The sequence below is a fragment of the Companilactobacillus heilongjiangensis genome (assembly GCF_000831645.3).
In the GTDB taxonomy this organism is placed as follows: domain Bacteria; phylum Bacillota; class Bacilli; order Lactobacillales; family Lactobacillaceae; genus Companilactobacillus; species Companilactobacillus heilongjiangensis.
On sequence record NZ_CP012559.1, the window covers coordinates 1,182,567 to 1,208,315 of the forward strand.

The window sequence follows — 25,749 nt, forward strand, 5'->3', positions numbered from 1 at the left end:
AAGGTTGATTTTAATGGGAAAGAGTACGTACAAATTTCAAGCAGTTATTGGGGTATCAGTTTTTGCAGCATTGGGGACTATCTTGATGTTTTTCGAATTTCCAATTTTGATTTGGATGCCGTTTTTGAAGGTTGATCTGAGTGATGTCGTCACTTTGATTGGAACCTTCGCATATGGACCTGTCGGTGGAATTATGATTGCTTTAATCAAGTCAATGGTTCACGTTATCGTTACTGGTAGTGGTGTTGCAGGTTTGATTGGTAGTGGGGCAGCCTTTGTTGGCTCAGTCGCAATGTTGATTCCATTTAATTATTTTTGGAAGAAGGATCACCGCACATCAGCTATTATCGCCGGAACAGTTTCAATGACGGTTATTATGTCAATTTTAAATTACGTAGTAATCATGCCATTGTATATGAACGTTGTCGGAATGAAATTGAATATGAGTTTGGCTCAATATGTAGCAACAGGAGTAATTCCATTCAATATTGTTAAAGCTTTGATCATTTCAGCGGCCGTTATGATCGTTTATCCACGAATTAAAGGACATTTTGCTATTAAATAGAGAAATTTTATAAATCTTTAAAGAAAAATTTTAAACTTTTATGATATGCTTTAAGGGATAGAAATTAGGAGGTTGGTTTTTAATGGCCGATAATGATAAAAACAATATGTCTGGCGATTCACGTGTTCCTAAATCCACTGAAGGACTAGAAGGATCTGTCAGTCTTGAGGATTTGAAAAAATATCATCTAATTAAAGGTGATGGCGACACACCAACAAGTGATACTGTTTCCGATGCTCAAACTTCTAATGATGAGTCTTCTGAACAACAACCAAGTGCAGCTGAAAATGCTCACGAGGAAAGTCCAATTGCAGAAGATCATCTTCAATCTGAAGAAAGCAATGATCATTTAAGTGAAGCAAAACAGGACATTGAGCCTGATAATGCAAAAGATACTAATTTTGTACCTGTACCACCAGTCATGTCAACGTCATCAGAAAAAACTGAAGAGGCTAAGGATTCAGCCAAAGCTCAACCAGAGCAACCAGCTGATTCAAATGCCGAACCTGAAGCTGACGAAAAAGATGTCAAGCCTTGGGAAAAGAGTTTTGATTCTGATACCGACGATGATGGACATGTTTCTCGTGCCGTTTCGAAAGAGAAGCAACGTGGTAATCATACATTAGTTGTTACTTTGGTGATTGCTTTAATCGTAATCATGTTCACACCAGTTGTGATCAATGCGGTTAAAGGTAGTGGTAGCAGTGATCTAGATAGTACTCAATCGACTAAGTCAGTTGAGAACAAGGATAAGGCTACTAAAGAAAAAGCTGCCGCTAAAAAGAAGGCTGCAGCTAAGAAAGCCGCTGCTAAGAAGAAGAAAGCTGAAGAAGATGCTAAAAAAGCCGCAGCTGCCAAAAAGGCTGCAGAAGCTAAGAAATCTACTACAACTGCTTCATCTAATAGCAACAAAGATACTAACAACAGTTCTTCAAACGCTGACAGTAATAGTAATGCTTCAGATAGCACTGCTTCTGACAGTACTAACAACAGTCAAACATCAACGACTGATAATTCACAACAATCACAAAATAACCAACAAGCTTCAGATAGTACAAACAACAACAATTCTTCAAATACATCAACTGACAACAGCGGTGCTGCTTCATATTACACTGTTAAAGCCGGTGATAACTGGTTTAGAATTGCATACAACAACAACCTAACAACAGCTCAATTGAAGAGTATGAATGGTAATGTTGGTACATTAACACCTGGTACATCACTAAGAGTTAAATAATTTTAGTTTAAGTGTAGGGTCTCTGACAATTTTGTCTGGGCCCTTTTATTAAGGAGAGAAATTAATGCAAATTGCTATAGATGGTCCAGCTTCTGCTGGCAAAAGTACGATTGCCAAATTGATTGCTAAGAATTTAAATTTTGTTTATTGTGACACTGGCGCAATGTATCGCACAGTAACATTGCTTGCAAAAAAGCATAATGTGGGTTATGGTGATACTCTCAATATTTTAAAATTAATGTCAGAGCATAAAATTCATTTTCTGAATAAAGCAGACGGTCAACACGTCCTTTTAGATGATGAAGATGTTTCTGATGCAATTAGAACTGAGGAGATCACGAATAATGTCTCCCAAGTTTCTGCAATCAAAGAAGTTAGAACTGAATTAGTTGAAATGCAAAGAGATTTGGCAAATGATATTGATATTGTCATGGATGGTCGTGACATTGGGACAACAGTCTTGCCACACGCCGAAGTAAAAATCTTTTTAATTGCTAGTGTCGAAGTTCGAGCACAAAGACGTTTTAAAGAAAATATTGAACGTGGTATCGATACGCCTTTAAAAGAATTGCAAGATGAGATTGCTGCAAGAGATTATAAGGATTCACATCGTGAGATTTCACCATTGAAGAAAGCTAGCGATGCCATTGAAGTTGATACTTCAGATATGACCATCGAACAAGTTGTTGAACGAGTAACCGAGATAGTTAATGAACATAAGTAAGTAGGGAGGCAAAATATGTCTGTTCCAGTAGTTGCGTTAGTAGGACGCCCCAATGTTGGGAAATCTACAATTTTCAATCGAATCATTAATGAAAGATTATCGATTGTTGAAGATACACCAGGTGTAACCCGTGACCGAATTTATTCACGTGCCAGTTGGTTGGGCAAAGAATTCCGTTTGATCGATACTGGTGGTATCGAGATGAGCGGTGAAAAGATGTCTGTTCAGATCAAGACTCAAGCAGAAATTGCGATTGATGAAGCTGATGTTATCGTCTTTATCACTAATGGTCAAAATGGTGTTACTAAAGAAGATGAAGATGTTGCGAAGATTCTTTATCGGACCAATAAACCGGTTATTTTGGCTGTCAACAAGGCTGATAACCCTGAACAACGTCAAAACATTTATGACTTTTACGCTTTAGGCTTTGGTGATCCAAATCCTATCTCAGGTTCACAAGGTACCGGTTTAGGTGACCTTTTGGATTCTATCGTTAAGGCATTTCCAAATGACGATAAGAATGAAGAAGATGATACTGTTAAATTTAGTTTCATTGGTCGTCCTAATGTTGGTAAATCATCATTAGTTAATGCTATCTTAGGCGATGAGCGTGTTATCGTTTCTGATATGCAGGGTACGACTCGTGATGCGATTGATACTAAGTATCATGATGAGAAACTTGATAAAGACTTTACAATGATTGATACTGCCGGTATCAGAAAACGTGGTAAAGTTTACGAAAATACTGAAAAGTACTCTGTCTTGCGTGCTTTGAGTGCGATTGACAAGTCAGATGTCGTCTGTGTTGTTCTAAATGCTGAAGAAGGTATTCGTGAACAAGACAAGCGTGTTGCTGGTTATGCTCATAATGCCGGTAAAGGTGTTATCATCGTCGTTAACAAATGGGATACTTTGAAAAAAGATACCAATACTATGAAGGACTTTGAAAACCAAATAAGAGTTGAGTTCCAATACTTAGCTTATGCTCCAATTCTCTTCACTTCTGCAACTAAAGGTCAACGTCTCGATAAGATCCCTGAACTTGTTTCAAGAGTTTACGATAACCGTGAACGTAGAATTCAATCAGCTATCTTGAACGACCTATTGTTGCGTGCAACTTCAATTGCACCAACACCATTAGTTAATGGTAAGAGATTGAGAATTTATTACATGACTCAAGTAGCAGTCCAACCACCTACTTTTGTTGTTTTCGTTAATGAAACTGAATTGTTGCATTTCTCATACGAAAGATTCTTGAAGAACCAATTGAGAGATACTTTTGACTTTGAGGGAACACCAATTAAGATTTTGCCACGTAAACGAAAATAGGCTAGAATGGCGGTATTTTATCCGTTTTTATAAATATATTTATATTTAAGAAGATTTATACTAAAAAAAACGGTAAATGCTTGTCACAACGGCGTTGCTATGGTATTTTTGTAAATAGAATAATGAACGCATTAATAAAAGTTCATGTGTTCTAAAATTTTTACAATTTTTCGGAGGTATTCACATATGGCAAATAAAGCTGAACTTATTGATAGTGTAGCAAGTAAAACAGGTTTGACAAAGAAGGATGCAACTTCTGCTGTTGACGCTGTTTTCGAAACAATCCAAGAAAACTTATCAGAGGGTAACAAAGTTCAATTAATCGGCTTTGGTAACTTCGAAGTTCGTCAACGTGCTGCTCGTAAGGGTCGCAACCCACAAACTGGCGAAGAAATTAAGATTCCTGCAAGCAAGGTTCCAGCATTCAAACCTGGTAAAGCTTTGAAGGACTCAGTTAAATAGTTAAATATAACTATCGAGAAGGGGCGGTCGGATGACCGTCTTTTTTTACGCAAAAAAATGGAGGTATTAATTTGAGTAAAGCAGATGAAGTTATTCAAACAATTGACGATGGTGACTTTTCCCAAGTTGACAGTTTAATTCAAGATTCACTTTTAGAGGACGATGATCAAACACAATTTTCTTTAGCTGAAACATTGATGAGCCGTGGCCTATCTGTACAAGCTAAGACAATTTATACGCATCTTCTAACCATTTACCCTGATGAAGGTCAAATCCTCTCCAGATTGGCTGAAATTGCCGTTTCTGACGGTGATAGTGACCAAGCCTTGGATTATATTTCTCAAATCATGCCAGATTCGCCTGCTTATGCCGAAAATCTCTTGGTGTCCGCAGATATTTATCAATCACAAGGTCTATATGAGGTAAGTGAACAAAAACTTCTTACTGGTATCCGTGAATACCCCGATGAAGAAGTCTTTAAATTTGCTTTGGCCGAAGTTTATTTCGATGAGAATAAATTTGGCAAAGCTTTAACGTATTACGATATGTTGCTCGATATGGGTATCAAGAATTACTCTGGTATTTCAATTGTCTTTAGAAAGGCTAGCTCACTGGCTGGGGATGGTCAGTATGAAGAAGCTATCAGCGAGTATGAGAAATTGAATGCTTTGGAATTGAACGAAGATGCCCAGTTCCAATTAGGATTCTTGTATAACCAAGTTAAAAATTATAATAAGTCAATCAATATTCTAGAAGAACTATTGGATACCAATCGTGATTATCCAACGGCTTATCCAATTTTGGCAGAGGATTATTTGAATATTAAGAAGACTTCTGACGCGTTCAAGTATGCTCAACTAGGCTTGAATTTAAATGAGTTGGATGACCGCTTGTATGCAATTGCCTTTGATGCCGGAACTGCCGAAGATTCAGATGCCGCCATTAAGATTTTGGAAACAGGTATCGAAAAGGTTGAGAATCCATTGCCATTGATTGTTAAACTTAGTGATTATTACGTTACTAAGGGTCAATTCAAAGCTAACTTGGATCTTTTAGCCGATCGTGATGTCAGCAACAATCCTAAGTTGACTTGGAATTTGGCAAAATCTCAATTTGAAACTGATGATGTTAAAGATGCTGAAGATAATATTATTGTGGTCTTAGACGACTTTAAGGATAACCTGGACTACTTGTCTGACTTGATTGAAATCTTGCGTAGTACGGGTAATAATGACGTTTTGAAGCCAGCTTTGGCACTTTATCTCAAACAAGATCCTGATAATGAGTCAATGCAGAGTTTGTTGGACCAGATTCAATAGGGCCGTCTCCGGTTTTCAGCGATTTGAACCAGCTATTGGACCGGCTCGAGCCAAAGAGCGGTCTCGACCCTCGATTTTGAGCCGAAGACCGCGTCTCAAAAGTCGTCCTGTGGAGTAAGAACGGAAAACCACCGTCCTAACTCCACCTTCACAGCAGGTTAAATCGCTGAAAACCTCCGACTAAATGGACTTCTCAAGTGTATTAATATACAGAATGGTTGAGTAACCAGTCGGCAATTGGCTGAATACGATATGTATGATTGTTAATTAAAAAAATTAAATAATTTAAGAAACGTCACCGAGTCTGGAGTAATGGGCATGGTGACGTTTTCTTTTATTAGAAAGATTAAAATAAGATTAATTAATTTTAATTTAACTATTGTATTCTAAAAAAATTCTGCTAGTATTACATACATAAATTGATTTCGCTTTTAACGCAAGTAATAAAACATCTGGGTGTACAGAGAATTGGCGGTTGGTGCGAGCCATGCAGGATGTTTTTATGAAATACAAAATCGAGATCACGTATCCCACGTTTCGGGAGTAAAGAGCAAATGGACTAGTCTATCCATTTGAATTTTGGGTGGTACCGCGCAAATAAGCGTCCCTGCATATTAACTGCAGGGGCGCTTTTTTTATACTCTTGGGATACGAAGAAGGAGGAAACTAATTATGAAATTTATCGAAAAACTTAGAATGCAAGCAACTTTTAGTCAAATTTTAAATGAAAACGAAATGAACAGCGCAAAACGGAATTATCTTTATAGACCCTATTGGAGCAAATAATAATGATCAGAGAAAACAAAAATCGGGGAAGTTTATCTCCCCACTAAAGAATAATTAGGGTGAGAAATTATGGAAAAGAAAAATCGTTTAACGTTTTGGGAAAGTTTAATTATTATGTTAGTCATGTTCGGCATGTTAGGTACAATGATGATTGCCTGGAAGATGACGCCACAGATTCCAATTTTATTAACATTTACATTATTGCTATTTTACGGCCGTTTAAGAGGCTTCTCTTGGAATGAATTACAAGATGGTATCTCTGAAGGTATTAAACCAGGTATCATTCCAATGATTATTTTTATCATGATTGGAGTTCTAGTTTCAGCTTGGTCAATGTCAGGCGTTATCCCCACAATCATGGTTTACGGATTAGAGTTATTGAACGTTAGGTTCTTTCTTTTCACAGTTTTTGTCAGCTGCTGTTTAGTCGGAGTAATCGTTGGTAGTTCATTTACTACTATCAGTACCTTAGGAATCGTCTTCATGGGAATCGGTCATGTTATGGGTATCAATGTTGCCCTAACAGCAGGTTCAATCGTTTCTGGAGCATTGTTTGGAAATAATATGTCACCACTTTCTGGAACAACTAATCTTTCAACGGGTATCGCTGGTGTTGATAATGTATTTGATCACATTAGAACTATTTCACATACCGCCGTTCCTTCAGCAACAATTACAGCCATTATTTTCTTGGTATTGGGACACAGCACAGCTAATCCTGATATGAGTTCTGTACATCATATTATTAACGCCTTAAATGCCAATTTCTTTATTTCACCATTGATGTTAATTCCTATCGCAGTTTTAATCTTCTGTGCAATCATGCAAATTCCTGCGATTCCGACGCTTTTAGCCGGTTCAATTACCGCAATCGTCATGCATATTTTTATCGATCATCCCACAGTTAAAATCGTTAGTGATCAAATCATGAATGGTTTCCAATTGAATTCACCTGACAAGAAAATCAACGCAATTGTCAGTGGTGGTGGTATCACAAGCATGTTAGGCAGCATTTCTTTAATTCTAGTTGCATTGACACTTGGTGGCGTTTTGTTAAAGCTCGGTGTCGTTGATAATTTGATCGGTAAATTGAATAGCCAAGTTAATACACCAGGTAAATTAATTTTAACTTCAATGATTAGTGCCATCGGCGTTAACTTCTTAGTCGGTGAGCAATACATTTCAATTATTCTTCCTGGAGCAACATTTAAGGAAAACTTTGAGAAACAAAATATTCGTCCGGAATACCTTTCACGTGTGCTTGCTAGTGGTGGCGCCGACATCAATGCCTTAGTTCCATGGGGCGTTACGGGAATCTTTATTTCTGGAGTTCTTGGAGTTAGCCCAGTAGTCTTTATCTCTTGTGCATTCTACGTTTGGATGAATCCTTTATTGACTGTGATTTTCGCTTTTGTCTTTGGTAAAAATTACAATAAGGATAAAGCACCCAAGTCAGCCGTTGTTGGTGAAGTTACTGAACAATTAAATTAACATTTAAAATCTGAGTGAAACTGTCAAAGCAGTTCATTCAGGTTTTTTTTATTGGGCGTGGATTTATGTAAAGAATTTATACAAAAACTTTTCATTATCTAAACATTAAATATACTTTTTATACACAGTTTCTCTATATGCTTATTTCTATGAATAGGAGGAATTACTGTGAAAAATAGTAAGCTTAAAAAAGTTCTATTAATGTTGGGGATAATGGCGATGGCAGTTGTTTTTGCCGGTTGTGGTAAGAAAACTTCTGCATCAGCTGTTAAACACATTACATATTGGCACGTTAATGCGCAAACTCAAGGGGGAGCTGCAGTTGACGACTTAGTTAAGAAATTTAATGATACACATAAGAATATTAAGGTAACAGCTAAATATAATCCTGATATGTACAAAGGTTTGATGCAAAATTTACAATCAGCTCAAGCCTCAGGCAAGGTTCCTGATATTACTCAAGTAGGTTGGGCTTATGACAATTACTTTGCAAGTAATTTTAAATATATGACACCAACTGATGCTGCCAAGAAGTTTGACGGCAACAATAAGTTTATTGACACAAACTTTACTAAGAGAACTCTTTCTTTTGCTAAAGACAGTAAGGGTAAATTAGTTGGACTACCTTACTCATTGAGCACTCCAGTCTTGTTTATTAATAAAGATATTTTAAGTAAATATGGTATTAAAGAAGATTCCCTAGCAACATGGGAAGGTATTAAAGAAGCTTCTAAGAAGATTCACGATCAATCAGGTAAGTATGGTCTTTACATCCAAGAACCAGGCGATACATGGGCTCAACAAGGAATTATGTTAAGTCATGGTGCCGACATTCAAAAAGGCGGCAAAGCTGCTTTCGCAAGTGATAATGGTGTTGGAGCTTACAAGTATTATCAAGAAATGGTTACTTCAAAATTAGCTTTACATACTCCTTGGGCTCAAGGAATGGATTCATTCGTTAAGGGTGATGTAGCGATGGCATTTACAACGATTGCTCAAACATCACACATCAAGAAGAGTGCTAGTTTCAACGCGTCTGCAATTGAAGCACCACATTTCGAAGGTCACAAAACAGTTGTACCAGTAGGTGGTTCAATGTTAGCTATCACTGCACAAGATTCAGAACAACAAAAAGCTGCATGGGAATTTGAAAAGTGGATGTATAAAGCTGACGCCGCTGTTACTTGGAGCAAGGGAACCGGTTATTTACCTCCAACTAAGGTTGCTCTAGAATCATCAGCATTCAAAGATTACGTTAAAGAGAACCCAATGCTAGACCCAGCTGTTAAAACATTGGACAATGCCGTTCCATGGACTTCATTCCCTAAAAAAGGTTTACAAGCTGAACAAGCTATGATCGATGCACGAGATAAAATTTTATCTGGAAGCGATGTCAAGTCTACCTTGGGAACAGCACAGGATAAAATCAATGCGGAACAAAAATAATAAATTTTTACCTTTTTTGTATCTTTTACCAACAGCTATTTTATTAATAGTTTTTCTAGTTGTGCCAATTCTCTATACGTTCTATCTTAGTTTCTTTGATTGGAATCTGATTGCGCCTACAAAAGAGTTTGTTGGGATGAGAAACTACCTAGAAGTATTTACTGATCCAGTTAATCAAAAAGTTATCTTGAATACGCTGATATATATCGTATTCTTAGTGGTTTTGAATTTTGTATTTCCATATTTCATCTCACTGATCGTCAAGTTCTTTATTAGCAAGATGCAGGGAGTATACAAGGTCTTATTCTTTATACCCAGTTTATTCTCGTTAGTAGTTGGAGCGATGGTATTTACTTGGATTTTGAATCCAGTATCAGGTCCAGTTGCTTACATCTTGAAGAATTTTGGGATTGCTATGCCAAATTGGTCAAATTCAGGTATCTTGGCGATTACGGTGATTTGTTTTATTACTAATTGGAAAGTCTTTGGATACAATTTCATTCTATTATTGACTGGTCTGGGATCAATTCCCAAAAATATCATTGACGCAGCCAAAGTAGATGGAATTCCGAAATGGCGTTTGATCTGGAATGTGATTCTACCAATGAATCGCGGAATTGGAATTTACGTTTTGATTTTGACAATTGTTCAAGGATTGCAGTATGTCTTCACGCCAATCAACGTCATTACTACAGGTGGTCCGTACTATGGATCATCAAACATGATTTATCAAACATATTTAAATGCTTTTGTCTTGTATAAAACAGGAACTTCATCAGCTTTAGCAATTGTGACTTTTGTGATTTTTTTGATATTGCTGTTTATTGAAATCCGTTTTGTAGAGAGGAAGGCTAAAAATTATGCTTAAAAAGAAACTAAATTTATGGCATTTACTCCTGCTAGTGATCATTTTGGGTTCAATTTTCCCAATTCTCTTCATGGTTTCTAATTCTTTCAAAACATTACGTGATTCGTATGGGACTATGTTGAATTTGATTCCGTTGCGACCCACATTTGAGAATTATTTATTGCTGAACAAGCAAGTCAATTTACTAGGCTTAACTTGGAATACCTTTCTGATGGCAACGATGGTGACGGTGGGGAAATTATTGACTGGATTACTAACAGCGTATGCCTTTAGAAGTTATCAATTCAAAGGGAAAATGCTGATTTATTTAATCTTTGTCTCAACAATTTTTGTGCCATTCACTATCGTCATGATTCCTAACTATCTAGTTATTTCAAAGTTGAACTTACTCAATAATATTGTCGGTGTAGCACTGCCACAATTATGTGATGCCACAGGAATTATGATCTTTTTGAAAACGATGGAGAAAATTCCTAACAGTTTGATTGATGCAGCTAAAATTGACAATATACCGAATCGCAAGATTTTCTTCAATATTGTTGTACCTATTTTGAAGCCAAGTATTGTCAGTGTTGGTGCGATATTCTTTATCAATTCTTGGAATGAATACGTCTGGCCAACTTTGATTCTAAAGGATAAGTCTAGTTTCACTCTGCCACTAGCTTTACAGAATTATATTTCGAGTGAAGGTGGAACTAACTTTCCATTAGCGATGGCCTTATCGACGATAATGGTGATTTTGCCATTGATCATCTATTTAATTTTCCAAAAATATATTCTCAATAGCATTAGTAATAGTGGTTTGAAGTAGGAGAAATTTTATGAGCGAGAGCAATGCAACAATTGAATTAAAAGGAATTTCTAAAAAGTTTAAAAAGAACACGATTATTGATGGATTAGATTTGTTCGTCAATGCGGGTGAATTCTTAGTATTATTGGGACCATCTGGTTGTGGTAAGTCGACAACTTTACGTATGATTGCTGGTTTAGAGGAGCAAAGTTCAGGTGAAGTCTTAATCGATAATTTGAACCGTAACAAAATGAAAGACGATGGCCATACCATTGCGATGGTCTTTCAAGATTATGCTCTCTATCCAAATATGACGGTTTATCAAAATTTGGAGTATGCCTTAAAAGTTCATAAGGTCCCAGCAAAAAAACGTTCGGAATTGATAGAGAATGTTTTGGAGACGCTTAATTTAGTGAAGTACAAAGACCGTTTACCATCCCAATTGTCCGGTGGTCAGAAACAACGTGTTGCTGTCGGTCGAGGGATGGTTAAAAAAAGTAAGATTTTTCTTTTAGATGAACCTCTGTCCAATATTGACGTGCAGTTACGTGAAAAGGCTCGCGATGAGATTCAAAAGTTGCATATTACTAATCAACAAACAATCGTCTACGTGACACATGATCAATTGGAAGCGATGGCTTTAGGAGATCGAATTGCTGTTATGAACCAGGGAATCATTCAGATGATTGACATCCCTGAGAATATTTATAACCAACCCACGAATCTTTTTGTCGCTAAATTTATTGGTACGCCGCAAATAAATATCGTTGAAGTTGCATTAGAGAACAATCAATTGGTATTAAACGGTACGCCGATTATGCAAACGCAAGAACTCAATTTAGAATCAAGAAACTACTATATTGGCATAAGGCCAGAGAACTTACGGTGTTCCAAAAATAGACAAACCAGTTTGAGTCTTGAAGTCAAAATTGAAAATATTATTGATTATGGTCGCTTTGTTCAAATGCTATTAGTTATGGAAAATGGACAGCACTTAAAAGCGGTCGTTAATAATTGTGAATTTAAAGTTAATGAAAAGATTTTTGTTACATTAGAACAAACAACCAGTCTTCTCTTCGATCCAGCAACTGAGAAAAATTTGTATTGGGGGAATCATGAGTAAATATAAGATAGTTCAAATTACAGATACCCATTTGACTCCAATTGGAGCAGATGTTGCTAACAATCAACAGATTGATCCGTGTGAAAAACTAGATAATATTTTTATTGATATCGTTAAGATGCCGGAAAATCCCGATTTAATTGCCATTACAGGTGATTTGATCCATGAGGGTACAGCGGAGGATTACGATAAGTTAGCTAAGTTACTTGATTATTATCGAGGTTTGTTAAATATTCCAATTCAAGTTATTTTGGGGAATCACGATCGAACGACAGAGTTTTTTGAAGGTTATTTAAAAGAGATACCACGCGAAAAATACTATTATTTGCTAGAGACACCAGATATTAATATTTATTTTCTTGATAGTAAATTTCATAATTATGAGCAAGGTTATCTTGGGCAAGAGCAGTTGGATTGGTTAGAAAATCATCTGGATAAGGATTCAAAGGATTCAATGATTTTTTTACATCATCCAATTGACGGACCAGCAATTCATCATATGCGTTACAGTATTTTGCAAGAAAGCGACCAGTTAATGCAGACAATCAAGGACAGCCCAGTAAAGGCAGTCTTTTCAGGTCACGTTCATTTTGAGACGTCATTTGTCAAAGATGGAATCATGATGCATTCGACTGATTCGAGTGCTTACCATATTGATTGCGATGATGAACATAAACATTTGATTTACGATGCAACATATTATGACATCATTACGATTGACGATGATGGTGAAATTGGTACTGAGACTAGATGTCTCTACGAGGGTCACGATGTTATCAATTATGTGGATGTTGACGATACAGACTTTGTCGATGAAAGTATTTTTGATTAATTGATATTTAAAATTGGGTACACAAAAAGACTAGCAATCCAAACGGATTCCTAGTCTATTTTGTTATAGTGCTTGAAAGCATGACCATGTTTTGTAAAATTATTTTTTATCCTTACCAGCAACCATGCTGATTAAAAAGACGATTGAATTGAGTAGGAGCGCAGAGAACGTTAACCAATCAAGGTTACAAATGGCACCAATCCAAATACCGATAAGTGAGATCAAAAGAATTATATCTACCATATCTAACGAATATCAGAACCCTGATTTTTTTGAAGCGCTTTCTTATCTGATATTCTTTCACATCCTTACTGCCTTTATTATATCTGTCTTTACTAAACCATGCACCGTTCTAAAACAAATAATTGTTAGTTTTCAACGTTTTGGTCATTTTGTCTTATCAATGTTGATAATTATTGGGAATAATTTAGCATGGTTCTAAGATACCTAATAATTGGTATATAATGTACAAAGACTTTTATTTTTAAATTGTGAGGTAAACATATGCAAATCAAACAACTTCCTGCGGATTTTATTGAAGCACTACCAGTTTTAGAAGAAATTGAACGAGCCGGTTACGAGGCTTATTTTGTCGGAGGAAGTGTGCGCGATCACATTTTAGGGTTACCGATCCACGATGTCGATATTGCTACGAGTGCTTATCCAGAAGAAATTAAAGAAATTTTTAAACGTACTGTTGATACGGGAATCCAACATGGAACGGTCACGGTTTTAATGGGGGATGACTCCTATGAAATCACGACTTTTAGAACTGAATCGGGTTATCAGGATTATCGCCGTCCAGACAAGGTGACATTCGTTAGGTCATTATCAGATGATTTGAAACGACGTGATTTTACAATCAATGCACTGGCTGTTGATCGTAACGGAAATGTCATTGACCAATTTGACGGGCTGAAAGATCTTGATCAACATATCATCCGGGCGGTTGGTAAAGCTGAAGAACGTTTTCATGAAGATGCGTTGAGAATGATGCGTGCAGTTCGTTTTCAAGCTCAATTGAACTTTAAAGTTGAGAAGAATACAGCTCAGGCAATTTCTGACAATGCACCACTGTTAGAGAAAATTGCTGTGGAGCGTATTCGTGAAGAATTCGTTAAATTAATGCTCAGTGAGTCTTGGCAAAATGGTTTTTCGGATTTTCTGGAGCTTGGATTGAGCGAGTATTGTCCTGATTTCAAAGGTAAAAAGATGGAATTAGAAGAGTTGCTTGATGTTCATGATCAAACATTTAGTGACGAAGATGCTGCTTGGAGTGCAATCGGTTATGTTTTAAGTTTGAACCATCAAGAGTTCAACAGATTATTGCGTGATTGGAAAGTTTCCAATAAAACTCGTGAGGCTAGTCTCAATACTTTGAATTTATTGCATCTGTTTGAAAATCAAGATTATGATTTGTGGAATATATATAAATTGGGCATTGATAATTTGCCAAGAACCGTTCAGTTATGCCAAATGTTTTTGATTGAATTTGATTATACAGACTTGCAAAAACAAGTAGATAATATCTCGATAAAAAACAGTCATGATTTAGCACTTACTGGCAAGGATATCTGTGAAATCTTGGGTGTCAAACCGGGTCCAATTATCGGTAAGTCAATGTCCCAAATTGAGCGTGCTGTCGTGGAAGGAAACGTTTCCAATAATTTCGATGATTTAAGGCATTATTTGTTAAGTAATCAATAATGCTGTGGTATCATGAAAACAGTAAGTATTTTAGGACTTGAAAGGGTGATAATATGACTAAACATGTTTTTAAAGAACTTAAATTTTACTTTAGAAATGATGATACTTGGACAGTTAGCCACAGTGAAATGAGAGATATTTGGATTGCTCGTGTTACAACCAGTTATGGACGTATCCATGGTGGACGTATGCAAGAGATTCACCCATGCAAACGTTTCAGAATTGAAATTTTACCAGATGCTGACTATATCAAGGACACAGATGTTTCAACAGCAGCTATGGCCGATGGTATGTTCAATCGTGTTATTAAATATCAAGATATCGAAAAATGCGATATTGTTTTCGAAGATGACCAAGACAAGGAACCAATGGAAATTTACTTCCCATTCAAACAAAAGGATGTTGAAGGATTGGATAACGCTTATCAATCTTCAGCAATTTCAAGCAAGAATGGTGAGCTTTACATTTCAATTGATCCAGAAAATACTGTTTATGACATTTACAAAGAAGATCTTTAATTATTAAAATACGGGATATTAGTTAATTAATCTTAACTAAGTCCCGTATTTTCTTGAGCGAGGGGAAAAATATGGGAAATTTAAAAATCGGTACCATGGTCACTGTTATCGACGAAAGTGACGCAATGAAAAAGCAAATTGGAGTAGTCGTCTACTTTGATAAAAAACGTGACCGAATATTAGTTAGATTCGGTGGTCAACAGCAGTTGTATTACGCACTCAACCAGTTGAAAGAATACTAATAGAATGTGATAATAAGTAAGAAAGAGAAGACATACCTCTATCTACATGGGTAGAGGAATTTTTTATTTATACGTGGTGAAATAATTGAAAACCTTAAACATCTCAAATGCATCAAAATCATTCGGTGACAGAACGCTTTTCACCGACGTAACTTTTACAATTAATGAAGGCGACCGTATCGGTTTGCTTGGTTTGAACGGAACTGGTAAGACAACTTTGCTTGATGGGATTGTCAATAACAGCGACCTCAATACGATTGATATGGAAAAGCCCAAGGATTTTAAAATTTCATATCTAAAGCAGCAGCCTGACTTGGACGAAAAATCAACAGTTATTGATGCTGTCTTTAACGGTAGCGGTGAAAAATTTCAATTGATTCGTCAATACGAAAATTCACTGGCTCAATTCAATATGAATTCAACTGACGAGAAGATTCAAAAAGAATTCTTTAAGTTACAAGAGAAAATGAACGCTGCCGAAGCTTGGCAAATGGAGTCAGATGTTAAGTCAATTTTGAACAAACTAGGTATTACTGAGTTAGAGAAGAAAATTGGCGAATTATCTGGTGGTCAACAACGTCGTGTTGCTTTGGCAGAAACGCTGATTTCTGAAGCTGACCTCTTGATTTTGGACGAGCCAACCAACCACCTGGATTACGAAGCTATCGATTGGTTGCAAAGTTATCTAAGTAAGTATAAGGGTTCAGTCTTATTCGTAACCCATGATCGTTATTTCTTGAATGAGGTTGCAACTAGAATTTTTGAATTGGAAAATCGTAATGTTACTGAATATGACGGTAACTATGAGAAATATTTGCAACAAAAAGCTGATAATGAAGAGATTTATGCTTCGGTACAACACCATAAGACACAATTGTATAAGCAAGAGTTGAACTGGATGCGTGCTGGTGTTAAAGCTCGTGGAACTAAGCAACAAGCCAGAAAAGACCGTTTTACTGATTTGAAGGAAGACTTACAAGATAAGCCGGATGTTCAAAAAGAAATGTCAATCGACATTGCCCAACAACGTCTTGGTAACGATGTTTTCGATATCAAACATGCCAGTCTTAAATTTGATAAACATGTTATCCTAAATGATTTCAATTACTTAGTTTCTCGTGGAGATCGTATCGGTATTACTGGTGCCAATGGTTCTGGTAAGACAACCTTTTTGAATACGATTGTGCAACAAATTCCACTTGATTCTGGTGAAATCAAAACTGGTCAAACAGTTAAAATTGGTTATTACACGCAACACACACGTGATATGGATCCGGAAAAACGTGTTATTCGTTACTTGGAATCAATTGGTCAAGGTGTTCAAAATAATGATGGATCACACATGTCAGCTTCACAAATGCTCGATACATTTAAGTTTGACCACCAAATGCAAGGTGCCTTTATCAGAGAATTATCTGGTGGTGAGAAACGTCGTTTATACCTACTAGCTATTTTGATGGATCAACCAAATGTCTTATTACTTGATGAGCCGACTAACAACTTGGATATCGAGACTTTGACAATTTTGGAAAATTATCTCGAAAGTTTCAAGGGAACTGTTTTGGCCGTTTCTCATGACCGTTATTTCTTGGATAAAGTTGCTGGCAAATTGTTGATTTTTGAAGGTCAAGGTGAGATTCAAGAAAGTTATGATTCTTACTCAGGCTATTTGCAAAAGGAAACTGAAGCTAAACAAGCTAAGCATCATGAAGATAAAGCTCAAAAGCATGAAGAAGTAAAACAACGTGCTGAAGATACACAAAAATCTGAACCAAAGAAGAAATTAACTTACGCGGAACAGATAGAATTTGATAAGCTCGAGCCAAAAATTGAGAAACTTGACGATGAAATGGCCGAACTAAAGCAACAATTGAATGATTCATCGAATGATTATGAAAAACTGATGGATTTCCAAAGAGAACTTGACGAAAAGACTGCTGAGTCTGATAAGTTGATGGATCGTTGGGAATATTTAGGTCAATTTATTTAGGAGAATGATCATGCATAACGAACAACAATATTTAGATTTATTGAAATATGTTTTGGAACACGGTCACAAAAAGAGTGATCGGACCGGAACTGGTACTATTAGTACTTTTGGTTATCAAATGCGCTTTGACTTGCAAGAGTCATTCCCACTGTTGACGACTAAGAAGATTCCTTTTGGTCTAATTAAGAGTGAGTTGTTATGGTTTTTGCATGGCGATACTAATATCAAATATTTGTTGGAACACAACAATCATATTTGGGATGAGTGGGCTTTTAAAAATTACATCGAAAGTACCGACTATCAAGGCCCTGATATGACTGACTTTGGTCGTCGTAGTTTGATTGATGATGAATTTGCCCAAGCATATAAAGTTGAGAAAAATAAGTTTGATGACAGTATTTTAAATGATCCTGAATTTGCTGAAAAATTCGGTAATTTAGGGGATGTTTACGGTGCACAGTGGCGTCATTGGCAAAAACGTGATGGCGGCGTGATTGATCAGATCAAGAATGTTATCGAACAGATCAAAAAAACACCTGATTCAAGACGTCTAATCGTCAGTGCTTGGAATCCAGAAGATGTGCCAACCATGGCTTTGCCACCATGTCACACGTTGTTTCAATTCTATGTTAACGATGGCAAATTATCTTGTCAGTTGTATCAAAGAAGTGGCGACTTGTTCTTAGGTGTTCCATTTAACATTGCTAGTTATGCCTTGCTGACACATTTGATTGCACGTGAGACTGGCCTTGAAGTGGGTGAATTCGTTCATACATTGGGCGATGCTCATATTTACTCCAACCATATTGAGCAAGTTAAGACACAGTTGAATCGGACACCTGTAACTGGTCCCCAACTTGAGATCGACAGTGACAAGAGCATTTTTGACATTGATGCTAAAGATATTCGTGTAACTGACTACAATCCGCAACCTGCTATCAAAGCACCCGTTGCCGTTTAGGGAGAATGAAATGATAAGTTTTGTTTGGGCTGAAGATAAAAATCACATTATCGGTAGCAATGGGCATTTGCCTTGGAAACTACCCAATGATATGAAGCGTTTTAAAGACGTTACCACAGGACATCCCATCGTAATGGGACGGAAGACTTTTGAAAGTTTCCCCAATGGTCCGTTGCCAAATCGTTTAAACATCGTTATTTCACGCAATCCTGACTATCAAGTACCTGATTCGGTTGTTTTGTTGACGGATAAGAACCAATTATCGCAGTATGTCAAGGCATATGAAGAAGTAATGGTCATCGGTGGCGAAGGTATTTTTAAGTTGTTTGCGGACGATGTAGACCGATTGTATCTAACCAAGATTGATTATGAGTTTACAGGCGATACCAAAATGGTGGAACTTGATTACAATAAGTTTAAATTAACCGAAAAAAAAGAAGGCGTTATGGACGATAAGAATATTTATCCATATACCTTCGAGACTTATGACAGAATTTAAATAACATAAAGATAAACTGAGAAGTACATTAAGGCTGTACCAATCATAACGAAAATGTGCCAGATGACGTGAATGTATCTGAGATTTTTCATCAAGTACAGACATGCACCCAATGTAAAAGCTATACCACCGGCAACTAATAGCCAAATACCAGTAGCACCAATTGCTTGATACAGTGGTTTCATAGCAATAATAATGGCCCAACCCATCAAGACGTACAAGAGGGTTTCAAAGTATTTGAAACGTCCAACATTGAATATCTTGTAAAGGATGCCGCCAATTGCTAGTAGCCAGATGAAAGCGAGAATACTGTAACCAAAAGCTGAATGTAGAGCAATCAGGCAGTACGGTGTGTACGTTCCAGCAATCATTAAAAAGATTGAACTGTGATCAAAAATTTGAAAGACACCTTTAGCTCGCGTGAAATACAAGCTATGGAAGAGTGTTGAACTCAAATATAAGAAGAACAGCGTGAACGCATATATAAAGTAAGCCGTAATATTGAGCGGATTACCTTGATGAAAGCCTTTAATCAGTAGAAATACTGATCCGATTATCGCTAAAATGATGCCGATTCCATGAGTTACAGCACTGAACACTTGGTCAGTGATCAAATAGGCTCTTGAGAAGTTACGTTTTTTTGACATTTTCAAAGCTCCAATTGTTTTAACTAGTTTCATTGATTATTACTGTGGTGTTAGTTAAATATCCCGTCTACAGAGCTGGGAAACATTCTCAAGCTGTGCGGAACGGTCCGAGCCAAAGAGCGGTCTCGAACCTCGGTTTGAAGCCTTGACAAAGTTCGTCAAGGCTCCAAACACGTCCGGTGGTATAAGTATGGGAGATTCCTCCCGTACTTATACCACTACCACGGCACACAAATATTTCCCAGCTCTTCCGACTAATTAATCGTTTTTAGGTGAATATAAGAGTGGTCGAGTAGTTTTAGACTATGAAATATTTGTAATGGTTTTTAAACTAACATCTGCGTATTATTATATACTTTTCAGGAAATGAAAATATTGTATAATTAATAATTGTTGGGTTTGCCGCCTCCGGTTTCCAGTAATTGAAGTCTGCTGTGCGGAACGGCTCGAGCCAAAGAGCGGTCTCGACCCTCGCTTTGAAGCCTTGCCACAGTTCGTCAAGTCTCCAAAGCGTCCAGTGGTGTAAGGGCTAAAGCCCCAACACCACTTTCACTGCTGGACTTCAATTACTGGAAACCTACGGCTAGTTTGTTGGTAATAAATTGAGGTATTATTAGACTAAAATTTTGGTTTATTTATATGATTGATATTTATCTTATTTATTATTCTAGTCATATTATTGGTAATTAAAAATATAACGATTAATTCGTTAGTAAAGAAACCCTAGCTTCCGGTTGGCTGTGATTTCACCAGCAGTGAAAGTAATATAAGGACGCAAGTCCTTATATTACGGACGTCTTTTGAGACGCAATTTTCGGCTCAAAAGCGAGGTTCGAGACCTTGGCTCGAACCGGTCCCACAGCAGGCGAAAATCACAGCCAACCGGAAGCGGCATATTTAGCAAGTTTTACCATATGTCATGTAATAGTTACCTGAAAATAATTATAGTAATTCATGAAAATAGTTAATAATTTGTAATTTACCCAGAATAAGTTTGTTATAATTGAAACAATTAAGAATTAAGACCCTATGAAAGAGGGATAAAATGAGTAAAGTAAAAATCCTTGCCGATTCATCGGTACAATTAACACCAGAAGAAATAGAAAAATATGATATTGGCATCGTTCCTTTAACAATCAGTATTGACGATAAGACTTACACTGATGGCGTAGACATTACTAGAGAAAAATTCGTTGAGGAAATGGATTCTTCAAAAGATCTACCTAAGACATCTCAACCATCGATTGGTACTTTTATGAAGGTTATTGATGACGTTCCAGAAGACTATACGGATATCTTAGCTTTGATTATGACACCATCGATTAGTGGTACTATTAATGCTGCTCGTCAGGTGGCTGACATGACTGACCGTAATGTGGAAGTTATCGATACTGAATTTACTGACCGTGCTCAAGGTTTCCAAGTTCTCAAGGCTGCTAAGATGGCTCAAGAGGGCAAATCAGCTGAGGAAATTAAGGCTGCCATTCAAAAAGTACGCGATCACACATACCTATACATGGGTGTAACAAGTATTGAAAATATTTTGCGTGGTGGACGTTTGAGCCGTTTTGCTGGAACTCTTTCAACGCTTTTAAATATCAACTTAGTTTTAATTGTAAAAAACAATAGTTTGGATATTGCTAAACGTGGCCGTGGCCGTAAGACGATTGAGAAATATATGAATAATGTCATGGAAGAAATCAAGAGCTTAGAAAATATCAAGGCAATTGGTATTTCATACGTTGATAAAATGGATTATGTGAACGAACTCAAAGAGAAGTTGGCTGAAATTGTACCGAATGTACCATTATTAATTCGTGTAACAAGTCCGGTAATTGCAACACATGCCGGTTCAGGTGCCTTCGCAATTGAATTTTATACAGAGTAAAGCTGATGATTGCATCAGCTTTTTTTTGAAAGATGGATTATAAATGAAGAAAAAAAGTATTTGGATCATAATATTAATTGCTTTATTAATCGCTGTTGGTGGTGGGACATACTATTTTGTCAATCATAATCAACAACAAATTACTGAAACAAAGACAGTTAAAAAAACAAAACCTAAGAAAAAAGTTATTCCCAAGAAGACTAATATCAGCATTGTCGCCGTTGGGGACTCGTTGACTCAAGGTGTTGGTGACTCTAAATCTGTTGGTGGCGGGTATGTAACTCGTTTAACCAAGCGGGTTCAAAAGAAATATAAGGTTAAAGCAGAATCACATAATTATGGTGTTTCTGGTGATACTAGTCAGCAAATTATGGCGCGTATCAAGTCAGACAAGAAAATGCACCAAGACTTGCCTAAAGCAGATATTATTACAGTGACCGTTGGTGGTAATGACTTTATGCACTTGTTGCAGCGTAAAGGATTGGATCTTACAGCTGGAGATATTGCTGATGAACAAGTTCAATTCGACAAGCGCCTCAAGCAGTTGTTGACTGATATTAGAGCTTATAATGATGATGCACCGATTTATCTGATTGGTATTTACAATCCCTTCAGTATTTATTTAAGTAATGTTAAAAATGCCAAGACAGCATTCATCAACTGGAACAATGCTTCAGCTAAAGTTGCCAGCACATTTAATGACACCTATTTTGTAGATATTAATAATTTGTATCAACCAAAAGGTATTACTAAGAAAATTAAGAAAACTGGCAGCAATCCATATCTATACACGAAGGACCACTTTCATCCAAATGGGACCGGTTATGATATGATGACAGACAAAGTCTTTGAGAAAGTAAACGGGACTACAAAGGAGTGGCTTTACAAGTAATCATGAAAAGAAATTATTGGAAATATGCGTTTATCGCTTTAGTAGCAATTATTGTCGTTGGTTTAGGATACATGGGTACGAAAGTTTTGAGTTCTTCAAAAGACAATTATCAAGTTTCTACAACCATTCCGGATCAAAATGAACGTGTCTTTACGGTTGACATGAACAAGCAAGAAGCCAATAAGATGGCTCAATATTATCTCAAGAACACTCTAAACGATGGTAAAACTGACTATCAATTGATTTTGAAAAAAGACGCTGAATTGACTGGTGCAATTGCCTTTTTAGGTGCCAAGATTCACTTTACAATTTTGATGCATCCATATGCCAAGACTAATGGTGATGTGCTTTTGAAAGCAAAAGAAATGAAGATTGGTGATTTATCATTGCCAATTTCCTTTGTAATGAATTATATTAAGAATAGCTTTAAGACTCCTGAATGGGTCAGCATCGATGGTAAACAGAAGACAATTCTTTTGAAGTTTACTAAATTCACTACTAAAGATGGCTACGGTATTCGTGCTAAAAAGATCGATTTGAAAAATAACAAATTGTCCTTTGAAGTAATGAATAGTAAAATTACGAATAACCAGTAGGAAGGAGTACATATGAGACGCAGTTTTTATGAGTTTTTAATGACTCTTCGCAATGCGGATAGTGTCGAACCAGAAGCAGAATTTGCGATGAATGCTTTTCGCGATACTTCTTTCCCCAAGCAAGAGCAAAATTATCAAAAGTTATCAGAATATTTAGAGTTGAATGCTGGGTACTTGCCTAGCATGACAATTTTTGACGAAGCATTTCAAAAGTATCAAGAAACAGATAAAAAATAAATTGACAGAAATAGGTGATGGTAATGGCACTACAATGGTATCCCGGACATATGAACAAGGCAAAAAATCAAGTACAAGATCGATTGAAATTAGTCGATATTGTATTGGAAATTGTTGATGCGAGATTGCCTTTCTCATCAAGAAACCCAGTTTTGGAAAATATTATTGATCAAAAGAAACACATCATTATTTTAAATAAATCTGATTTGGCCGACCCTAAGGTTACGAAAGATTGGAAACTCAACTTTCAACAAGAAGGTACTAACTCAATTGAGCTTGATGCCAAGCACAACAAAGGTTTAGGTCAAATTAAGAGTTTGATTAGATCTGAATTGTCAGATAAAATTGAACGTTACGAAAAAAATGGTGTCAAAAACTATCAGATTAAAGCTATGTGTATCGGAATTCCTAATGTTGGTAAATCTACCATTTTGAATCGACTTGTTGGTAAAAATGTTGCTGTTACCGGTAATAAACCTGGTGTCACTAAGAACCAGAATTGGTTGAAGACTAGTATCGGTATCGATTTATTGGATACACCAGGTATTCTTTGGCCAAAGATTGATGATCCCAAAGTTGGTATGAAATTGGCTTTATCCGGCGCTATCAAGGATAAAATCTATGCACCTGATGATGTTGCCATCTATGCCTTGAATTTCCTTGAGACCCACTATATGGACCAATTACAGGAAGCCTATGGTCTAACTAATGCTGATGTTTTCAATCATACGACTCCACAGCTATTGATGGACCTTACTAAAAAGTTTGGTTATAAGGAAGATTACGACCGTACATCACGTCGTATTATTGAAGATGTACGTAAGTTGAAATTAGGTCGTTTGACATTTGACATCCCTGGGGAGTTTTATGAAGAATAAGTACACTGTCAAAGCTGTTAAAGAAATACTAGCTGATAACGAGGTTGATAAAGAATTATTGGCTGAATTGTCTGAAGATTCACGCAGTGGCGTTAAAAATTTATTAGAGCAATATTATAAGGGACAGACTAAACGTCAGGAATTGATTACTCGTTTTCACCAAAAAGAGTTTCTAGAAAAGCCTTATTGGGACAATGGAGCAGTCGTTGCTGGTGTTGATGAAGTTGGTAGAGGACCGTTAGCTGGACCAGTTGTCACAGCAGCGGTTATTTTGCCGTCCGATAATACGCTTTATGAAGTTGACGATTCAAAAAAGTTATCTAGTACCAAGCGAGATGAACTTTATAGGCAGATTTGTGATCAAGCGATTGATATTAGTATTGGTGTCGGTAGTCCACATTTGATCGATACCCAAAATATTTATCATGCGACAGAATTGACAATGGCTGATTCCATCAATAATTTGTATCTCGAACCAGATCATATTTTAGTCGATGCGATGACTATACCAGTTGATATTCCACAGACCAAATTGATCAAAGGCGATGCTAAATCCTTGAGTATCGGTGCAGCAAGTATCGTTGCCAAAGTGGCCAGAGATCGTTTGATGACTATGTACAGCCATATTTATCCTGAATTTGGTTTCGAGCGAAACGACGGTTATGGTACCAAAGAGCATTTAAAAGCCTTGGATACCGTCGGTAGAACTAAGATTCATCGCTTGAGTTTTGCGCCCGTAAAAAATATTCATAAGTTGTATTAAAATGAGCATCACTTCCGTAATTTTATTCTGAGGGAGTGATGTTTTTCTTATGACAAAATTGACAGAATTCTTAATCAGATGCAGAATGACTGGCATGATGTCCAATCAGATAATGCTAAATATTATAAAAATTTCAATAAATAGTGCTAATCTAGAATCTGAGGCATATGAATTTTTGGAAAATATTTGGGATCGTGGCAAATTTAACCAGTTTCTACTATTATTAGAACGTTCTCCAGAAGTTTTACCGCCAGCAATTAATTATCTGGATGACGAGTATCCGCAACTATTAAGAACTATTTATAATCCACCTGCGCTCTTGTTTTTTTCAGGAAAGATTGCTTTACTTAAAACTGATTGTATTGCCATCGTTGGTGCACGCAAAGCGACAGATTACAGTTTTCGTTGCATTGGCGGGCTTGTCCCACGTTTAGTAAATCGTTATACTATTGTGAGCGGTTTAGCAAGAGGCGTGGATTCTTGGGCACATCAACATACGCTTAAGAATCACGGACAGACAATCGCTGTCACTGGCTGTGGTCTGGATTTGGTTTATCCTCCAGAAAATCTTGATTTACAGCAGCAAATTATGAATAATGGTTTGGTAATCAGTGAATATCCACCTAAAATGCCAGCAGATCGATTCCATTTCCCCCAAAGAAATCGGATCATTGCTGGCTTGAGTCAGAAAGTTATCATTACCGAGGCTAGAAAAAGAAGTGGTTCTTTAATTACCGCTAGTCTAGCTTTGGAAAATAATCGTGAGGTTCTGGCGATTCCTGGTCCAATCGATAGATCGTTGTCTGTTGGTTGTAACCGGTTAATTGAAGAAGGAGCCACACCTTTAATCAACTTTAATAATTTATAAAATCAAGGCGTCATTTTGAAGAAGTAAATTATCCTTTGAATTGACAAAATTAAAATCTGTGATTAATATATTGACAGTTTTACTTGAT

27 protein-coding genes are annotated in these 25,749 nt (G+C 36.7%); 25 read left to right on the plus strand and 2 right to left on the minus strand.

What is annotated here, in order from left to right; translation table 11 throughout:
• The first annotated feature begins 13 nt into the window (after positions 1-13).
• The 12 genes from JP39_RS05420 (at position 14) to JP39_RS05475 (ending at position 12,975) form a co-directional block, all read left to right on the plus strand.
• Positions 14-565: an ECF transporter S component gene (locus JP39_RS05420; protein ID WP_041499878.1), complete on the plus strand. Its 552-nt coding sequence runs from the start codon at positions 14-16 to the stop codon at positions 563-565.
• An 82-nt stretch (positions 566-647) separates the two neighbouring features.
• Positions 648-1,805, plus strand: a complete 1,158-nt coding sequence (locus tag JP39_RS05425; RefSeq protein ID WP_041499877.1) for a LysM peptidoglycan-binding domain-containing protein — start codon at positions 648-650, stop codon at positions 1,803-1,805.
• A 64-nt stretch (positions 1,806-1,869) separates the two neighbouring features.
• Positions 1,870-2,529, plus strand: a complete 660-nt coding sequence (gene cmk / locus JP39_RS05430; protein WP_041499875.1) for a (d)CMP kinase — start codon at positions 1,870-1,872, stop codon at positions 2,527-2,529.
• Between the two features lie 15 nt (positions 2,530-2,544).
• Entirely contained in the window at positions 2,545-3,858 is a 1,314-nt protein-coding gene (gene der / locus JP39_RS05435) for a ribosome biogenesis GTPase Der (RefSeq protein WP_041499873.1), read from the plus strand.
• A 186-nt stretch (positions 3,859-4,044) separates the two neighbouring features.
• Positions 4,045-4,320, plus strand: a complete 276-nt coding sequence (locus JP39_RS05440; protein WP_010019909.1) for an HU family DNA-binding protein — start codon at positions 4,045-4,047, stop codon at positions 4,318-4,320.
• A gap of 71 nt (positions 4,321-4,391) precedes the next feature.
• Positions 4,392-5,639 (plus strand): tetratricopeptide repeat protein, encoded by a 1,248-nt coding sequence (locus JP39_RS05445; protein ID WP_041501600.1) that lies wholly within the window; start codon positions 4,392-4,394, stop codon positions 5,637-5,639.
• 855 nt (positions 5,640-6,494) lie between these two features.
• Positions 6,495-7,916 (plus strand): Na+/H+ antiporter NhaC, encoded by a 1,422-nt coding sequence (gene nhaC, locus JP39_RS05450; protein WP_041501599.1) that lies wholly within the window; start codon positions 6,495-6,497, stop codon positions 7,914-7,916.
• Between the two features lie 168 nt (positions 7,917-8,084).
• The gene (locus JP39_RS05455; RefSeq protein WP_041501598.1) at positions 8,085-9,362 is read left to right on the plus strand and encodes an ABC transporter substrate-binding protein; all 1,278 of its coding nucleotides are present in this window, start codon (positions 8,085-8,087) and stop codon (positions 9,360-9,362) included.
• Positions 9,346-10,230, plus strand: a complete 885-nt coding sequence (locus JP39_RS05460; protein ID WP_041501597.1) for a carbohydrate ABC transporter permease — start codon at positions 9,346-9,348, stop codon at positions 10,228-10,230. Before JP39_RS05455 ends, JP39_RS05460 begins: the two co-directional genes overlap by 17 nt.
• Positions 10,223-11,041 carry a carbohydrate ABC transporter permease gene (locus JP39_RS05465; RefSeq protein WP_041501596.1) on the plus strand — a complete coding sequence of 273 codons (819 nt, stop codon included), beginning with the start codon at positions 10,223-10,225 and terminating at the stop codon, positions 11,039-11,041. The genes JP39_RS05460 and JP39_RS05465 overlap by 8 nt, the downstream gene beginning before the upstream one ends.
• Before the next feature lie 10 nt (positions 11,042-11,051).
• A complete protein-coding gene (locus JP39_RS05470; RefSeq protein WP_041501595.1) occupies positions 11,052-12,143 on the plus strand; it encodes an ABC transporter ATP-binding protein in 1,092 nt (363 codons plus the stop codon).
• Entirely contained in the window at positions 12,136-12,975 is an 840-nt protein-coding gene (locus JP39_RS05475; RefSeq protein ID WP_041501594.1) for a metallophosphoesterase family protein, read from the plus strand. The genes JP39_RS05470 and JP39_RS05475 overlap by 8 nt, the downstream gene beginning before the upstream one ends.
• A 99-nt stretch (positions 12,976-13,074) precedes the next feature.
• Here JP39_RS05475 and JP39_RS12565 read toward each other — a convergent pair whose 3' ends face one another.
• Positions 13,075-13,218: a hypothetical protein gene (locus tag JP39_RS12565; protein WP_157492456.1), complete on the minus strand. Its 144-nt coding sequence runs from the start codon at positions 13,216-13,218 to the stop codon at positions 13,075-13,077.
• Positions 13,219-13,479: 261 nt separating this feature from the next.
• Between JP39_RS12565 and JP39_RS05480 the strand changes: the two genes are divergently transcribed.
• From JP39_RS05480 to JP39_RS05500, 6 genes are all read left to right on the plus strand, one after another.
• Positions 13,480-14,682, plus strand: a complete 1,203-nt coding sequence (locus JP39_RS05480; RefSeq protein WP_041501593.1) for a CCA tRNA nucleotidyltransferase — start codon at positions 13,480-13,482, stop codon at positions 14,680-14,682.
• A gap of 53 nt (positions 14,683-14,735) precedes the next feature.
• Positions 14,736-15,200 carry a hypothetical protein gene (locus tag JP39_RS05485; RefSeq protein ID WP_041501592.1) on the plus strand — a complete coding sequence of 155 codons (465 nt, stop codon included), beginning with the start codon at positions 14,736-14,738 and terminating at the stop codon, positions 15,198-15,200.
• A 71-nt stretch (positions 15,201-15,271) separates the two neighbouring features.
• Positions 15,272-15,442, plus strand: coding sequence for a hypothetical protein (locus tag JP39_RS12570; RefSeq protein WP_157492457.1), 171 nt, complete (start codon positions 15,272-15,274; stop codon positions 15,440-15,442).
• A gap of 85 nt (positions 15,443-15,527) precedes the next feature.
• Complete coding sequence (locus tag JP39_RS05490) at positions 15,528-17,432, plus strand: ABC-F family ATP-binding cassette domain-containing protein (protein ID WP_041501591.1); 1,905 nt, start codon at positions 15,528-15,530, stop codon at positions 17,430-17,432.
• A 10-nt stretch (positions 17,433-17,442) separates the two neighbouring features.
• Positions 17,443-18,393, plus strand: coding sequence for a thymidylate synthase (locus JP39_RS05495; RefSeq protein ID WP_041501590.1), 951 nt, complete (start codon positions 17,443-17,445; stop codon positions 18,391-18,393).
• A 10-nt stretch (positions 18,394-18,403) separates the two neighbouring features.
• Positions 18,404-18,892, plus strand: a complete 489-nt coding sequence (locus JP39_RS05500) for a dihydrofolate reductase (RefSeq protein ID WP_041501589.1) — start codon at positions 18,404-18,406, stop codon at positions 18,890-18,892.
• On the opposite strand, the gene trhA is transcribed toward JP39_RS05500, so the two are convergent.
• Complete coding sequence (gene trhA / locus JP39_RS05505) at positions 18,889-19,539, minus strand: PAQR family membrane homeostasis protein TrhA (protein ID WP_041501601.1); 651 nt, start codon at positions 19,537-19,539, stop codon at positions 18,889-18,891. The genes JP39_RS05500 and trhA overlap by 4 nt on opposite strands.
• A 1,045-nt stretch (positions 19,540-20,584) precedes the next feature.
• Here trhA and JP39_RS05510 point away from each other — a divergent pair.
• From JP39_RS05510 to dprA, 7 genes are all read left to right on the plus strand, one after another.
• A complete protein-coding gene (locus JP39_RS05510) occupies positions 20,585-21,427 on the plus strand; it encodes a DegV family protein (protein ID WP_041501588.1) in 843 nt (280 codons plus the stop codon).
• A gap of 43 nt (positions 21,428-21,470) precedes the next feature.
• Positions 21,471-22,319 (plus strand): SGNH/GDSL hydrolase family protein, encoded by an 849-nt coding sequence (locus JP39_RS05515; RefSeq protein WP_041501587.1) that lies wholly within the window; start codon positions 21,471-21,473, stop codon positions 22,317-22,319.
• A 2-nt stretch (positions 22,320-22,321) separates the two neighbouring features.
• Positions 22,322-22,915: a YpmS family protein gene (locus JP39_RS05520; RefSeq protein ID WP_245626358.1), complete on the plus strand. Its 594-nt coding sequence runs from the start codon at positions 22,322-22,324 to the stop codon at positions 22,913-22,915.
• A gap of 12 nt (positions 22,916-22,927) precedes the next feature.
• Positions 22,928-23,152, plus strand: coding sequence for a YozE family protein (locus tag JP39_RS05525; protein WP_041501585.1), 225 nt, complete (start codon positions 22,928-22,930; stop codon positions 23,150-23,152).
• A gap of 23 nt (positions 23,153-23,175) precedes the next feature.
• Positions 23,176-24,030, plus strand: a complete 855-nt coding sequence (gene ylqF, locus JP39_RS05530) for a ribosome biogenesis GTPase YlqF (RefSeq protein WP_041501584.1) — start codon at positions 23,176-23,178, stop codon at positions 24,028-24,030.
• Positions 24,020-24,793, plus strand: a complete 774-nt coding sequence (locus JP39_RS05535) for a ribonuclease HII (RefSeq protein WP_041501583.1) — start codon at positions 24,020-24,022, stop codon at positions 24,791-24,793. The genes ylqF and JP39_RS05535 overlap by 11 nt, the downstream gene beginning before the upstream one ends.
• Positions 24,794-24,878: 85 nt before the next feature.
• Complete coding sequence (gene dprA / locus JP39_RS05540; RefSeq protein WP_245626359.1) at positions 24,879-25,661, plus strand: DNA-processing protein DprA; 783 nt, start codon at positions 24,879-24,881, stop codon at positions 25,659-25,661.
• Positions 25,662-25,749: the final 88 nt, after the last annotated feature.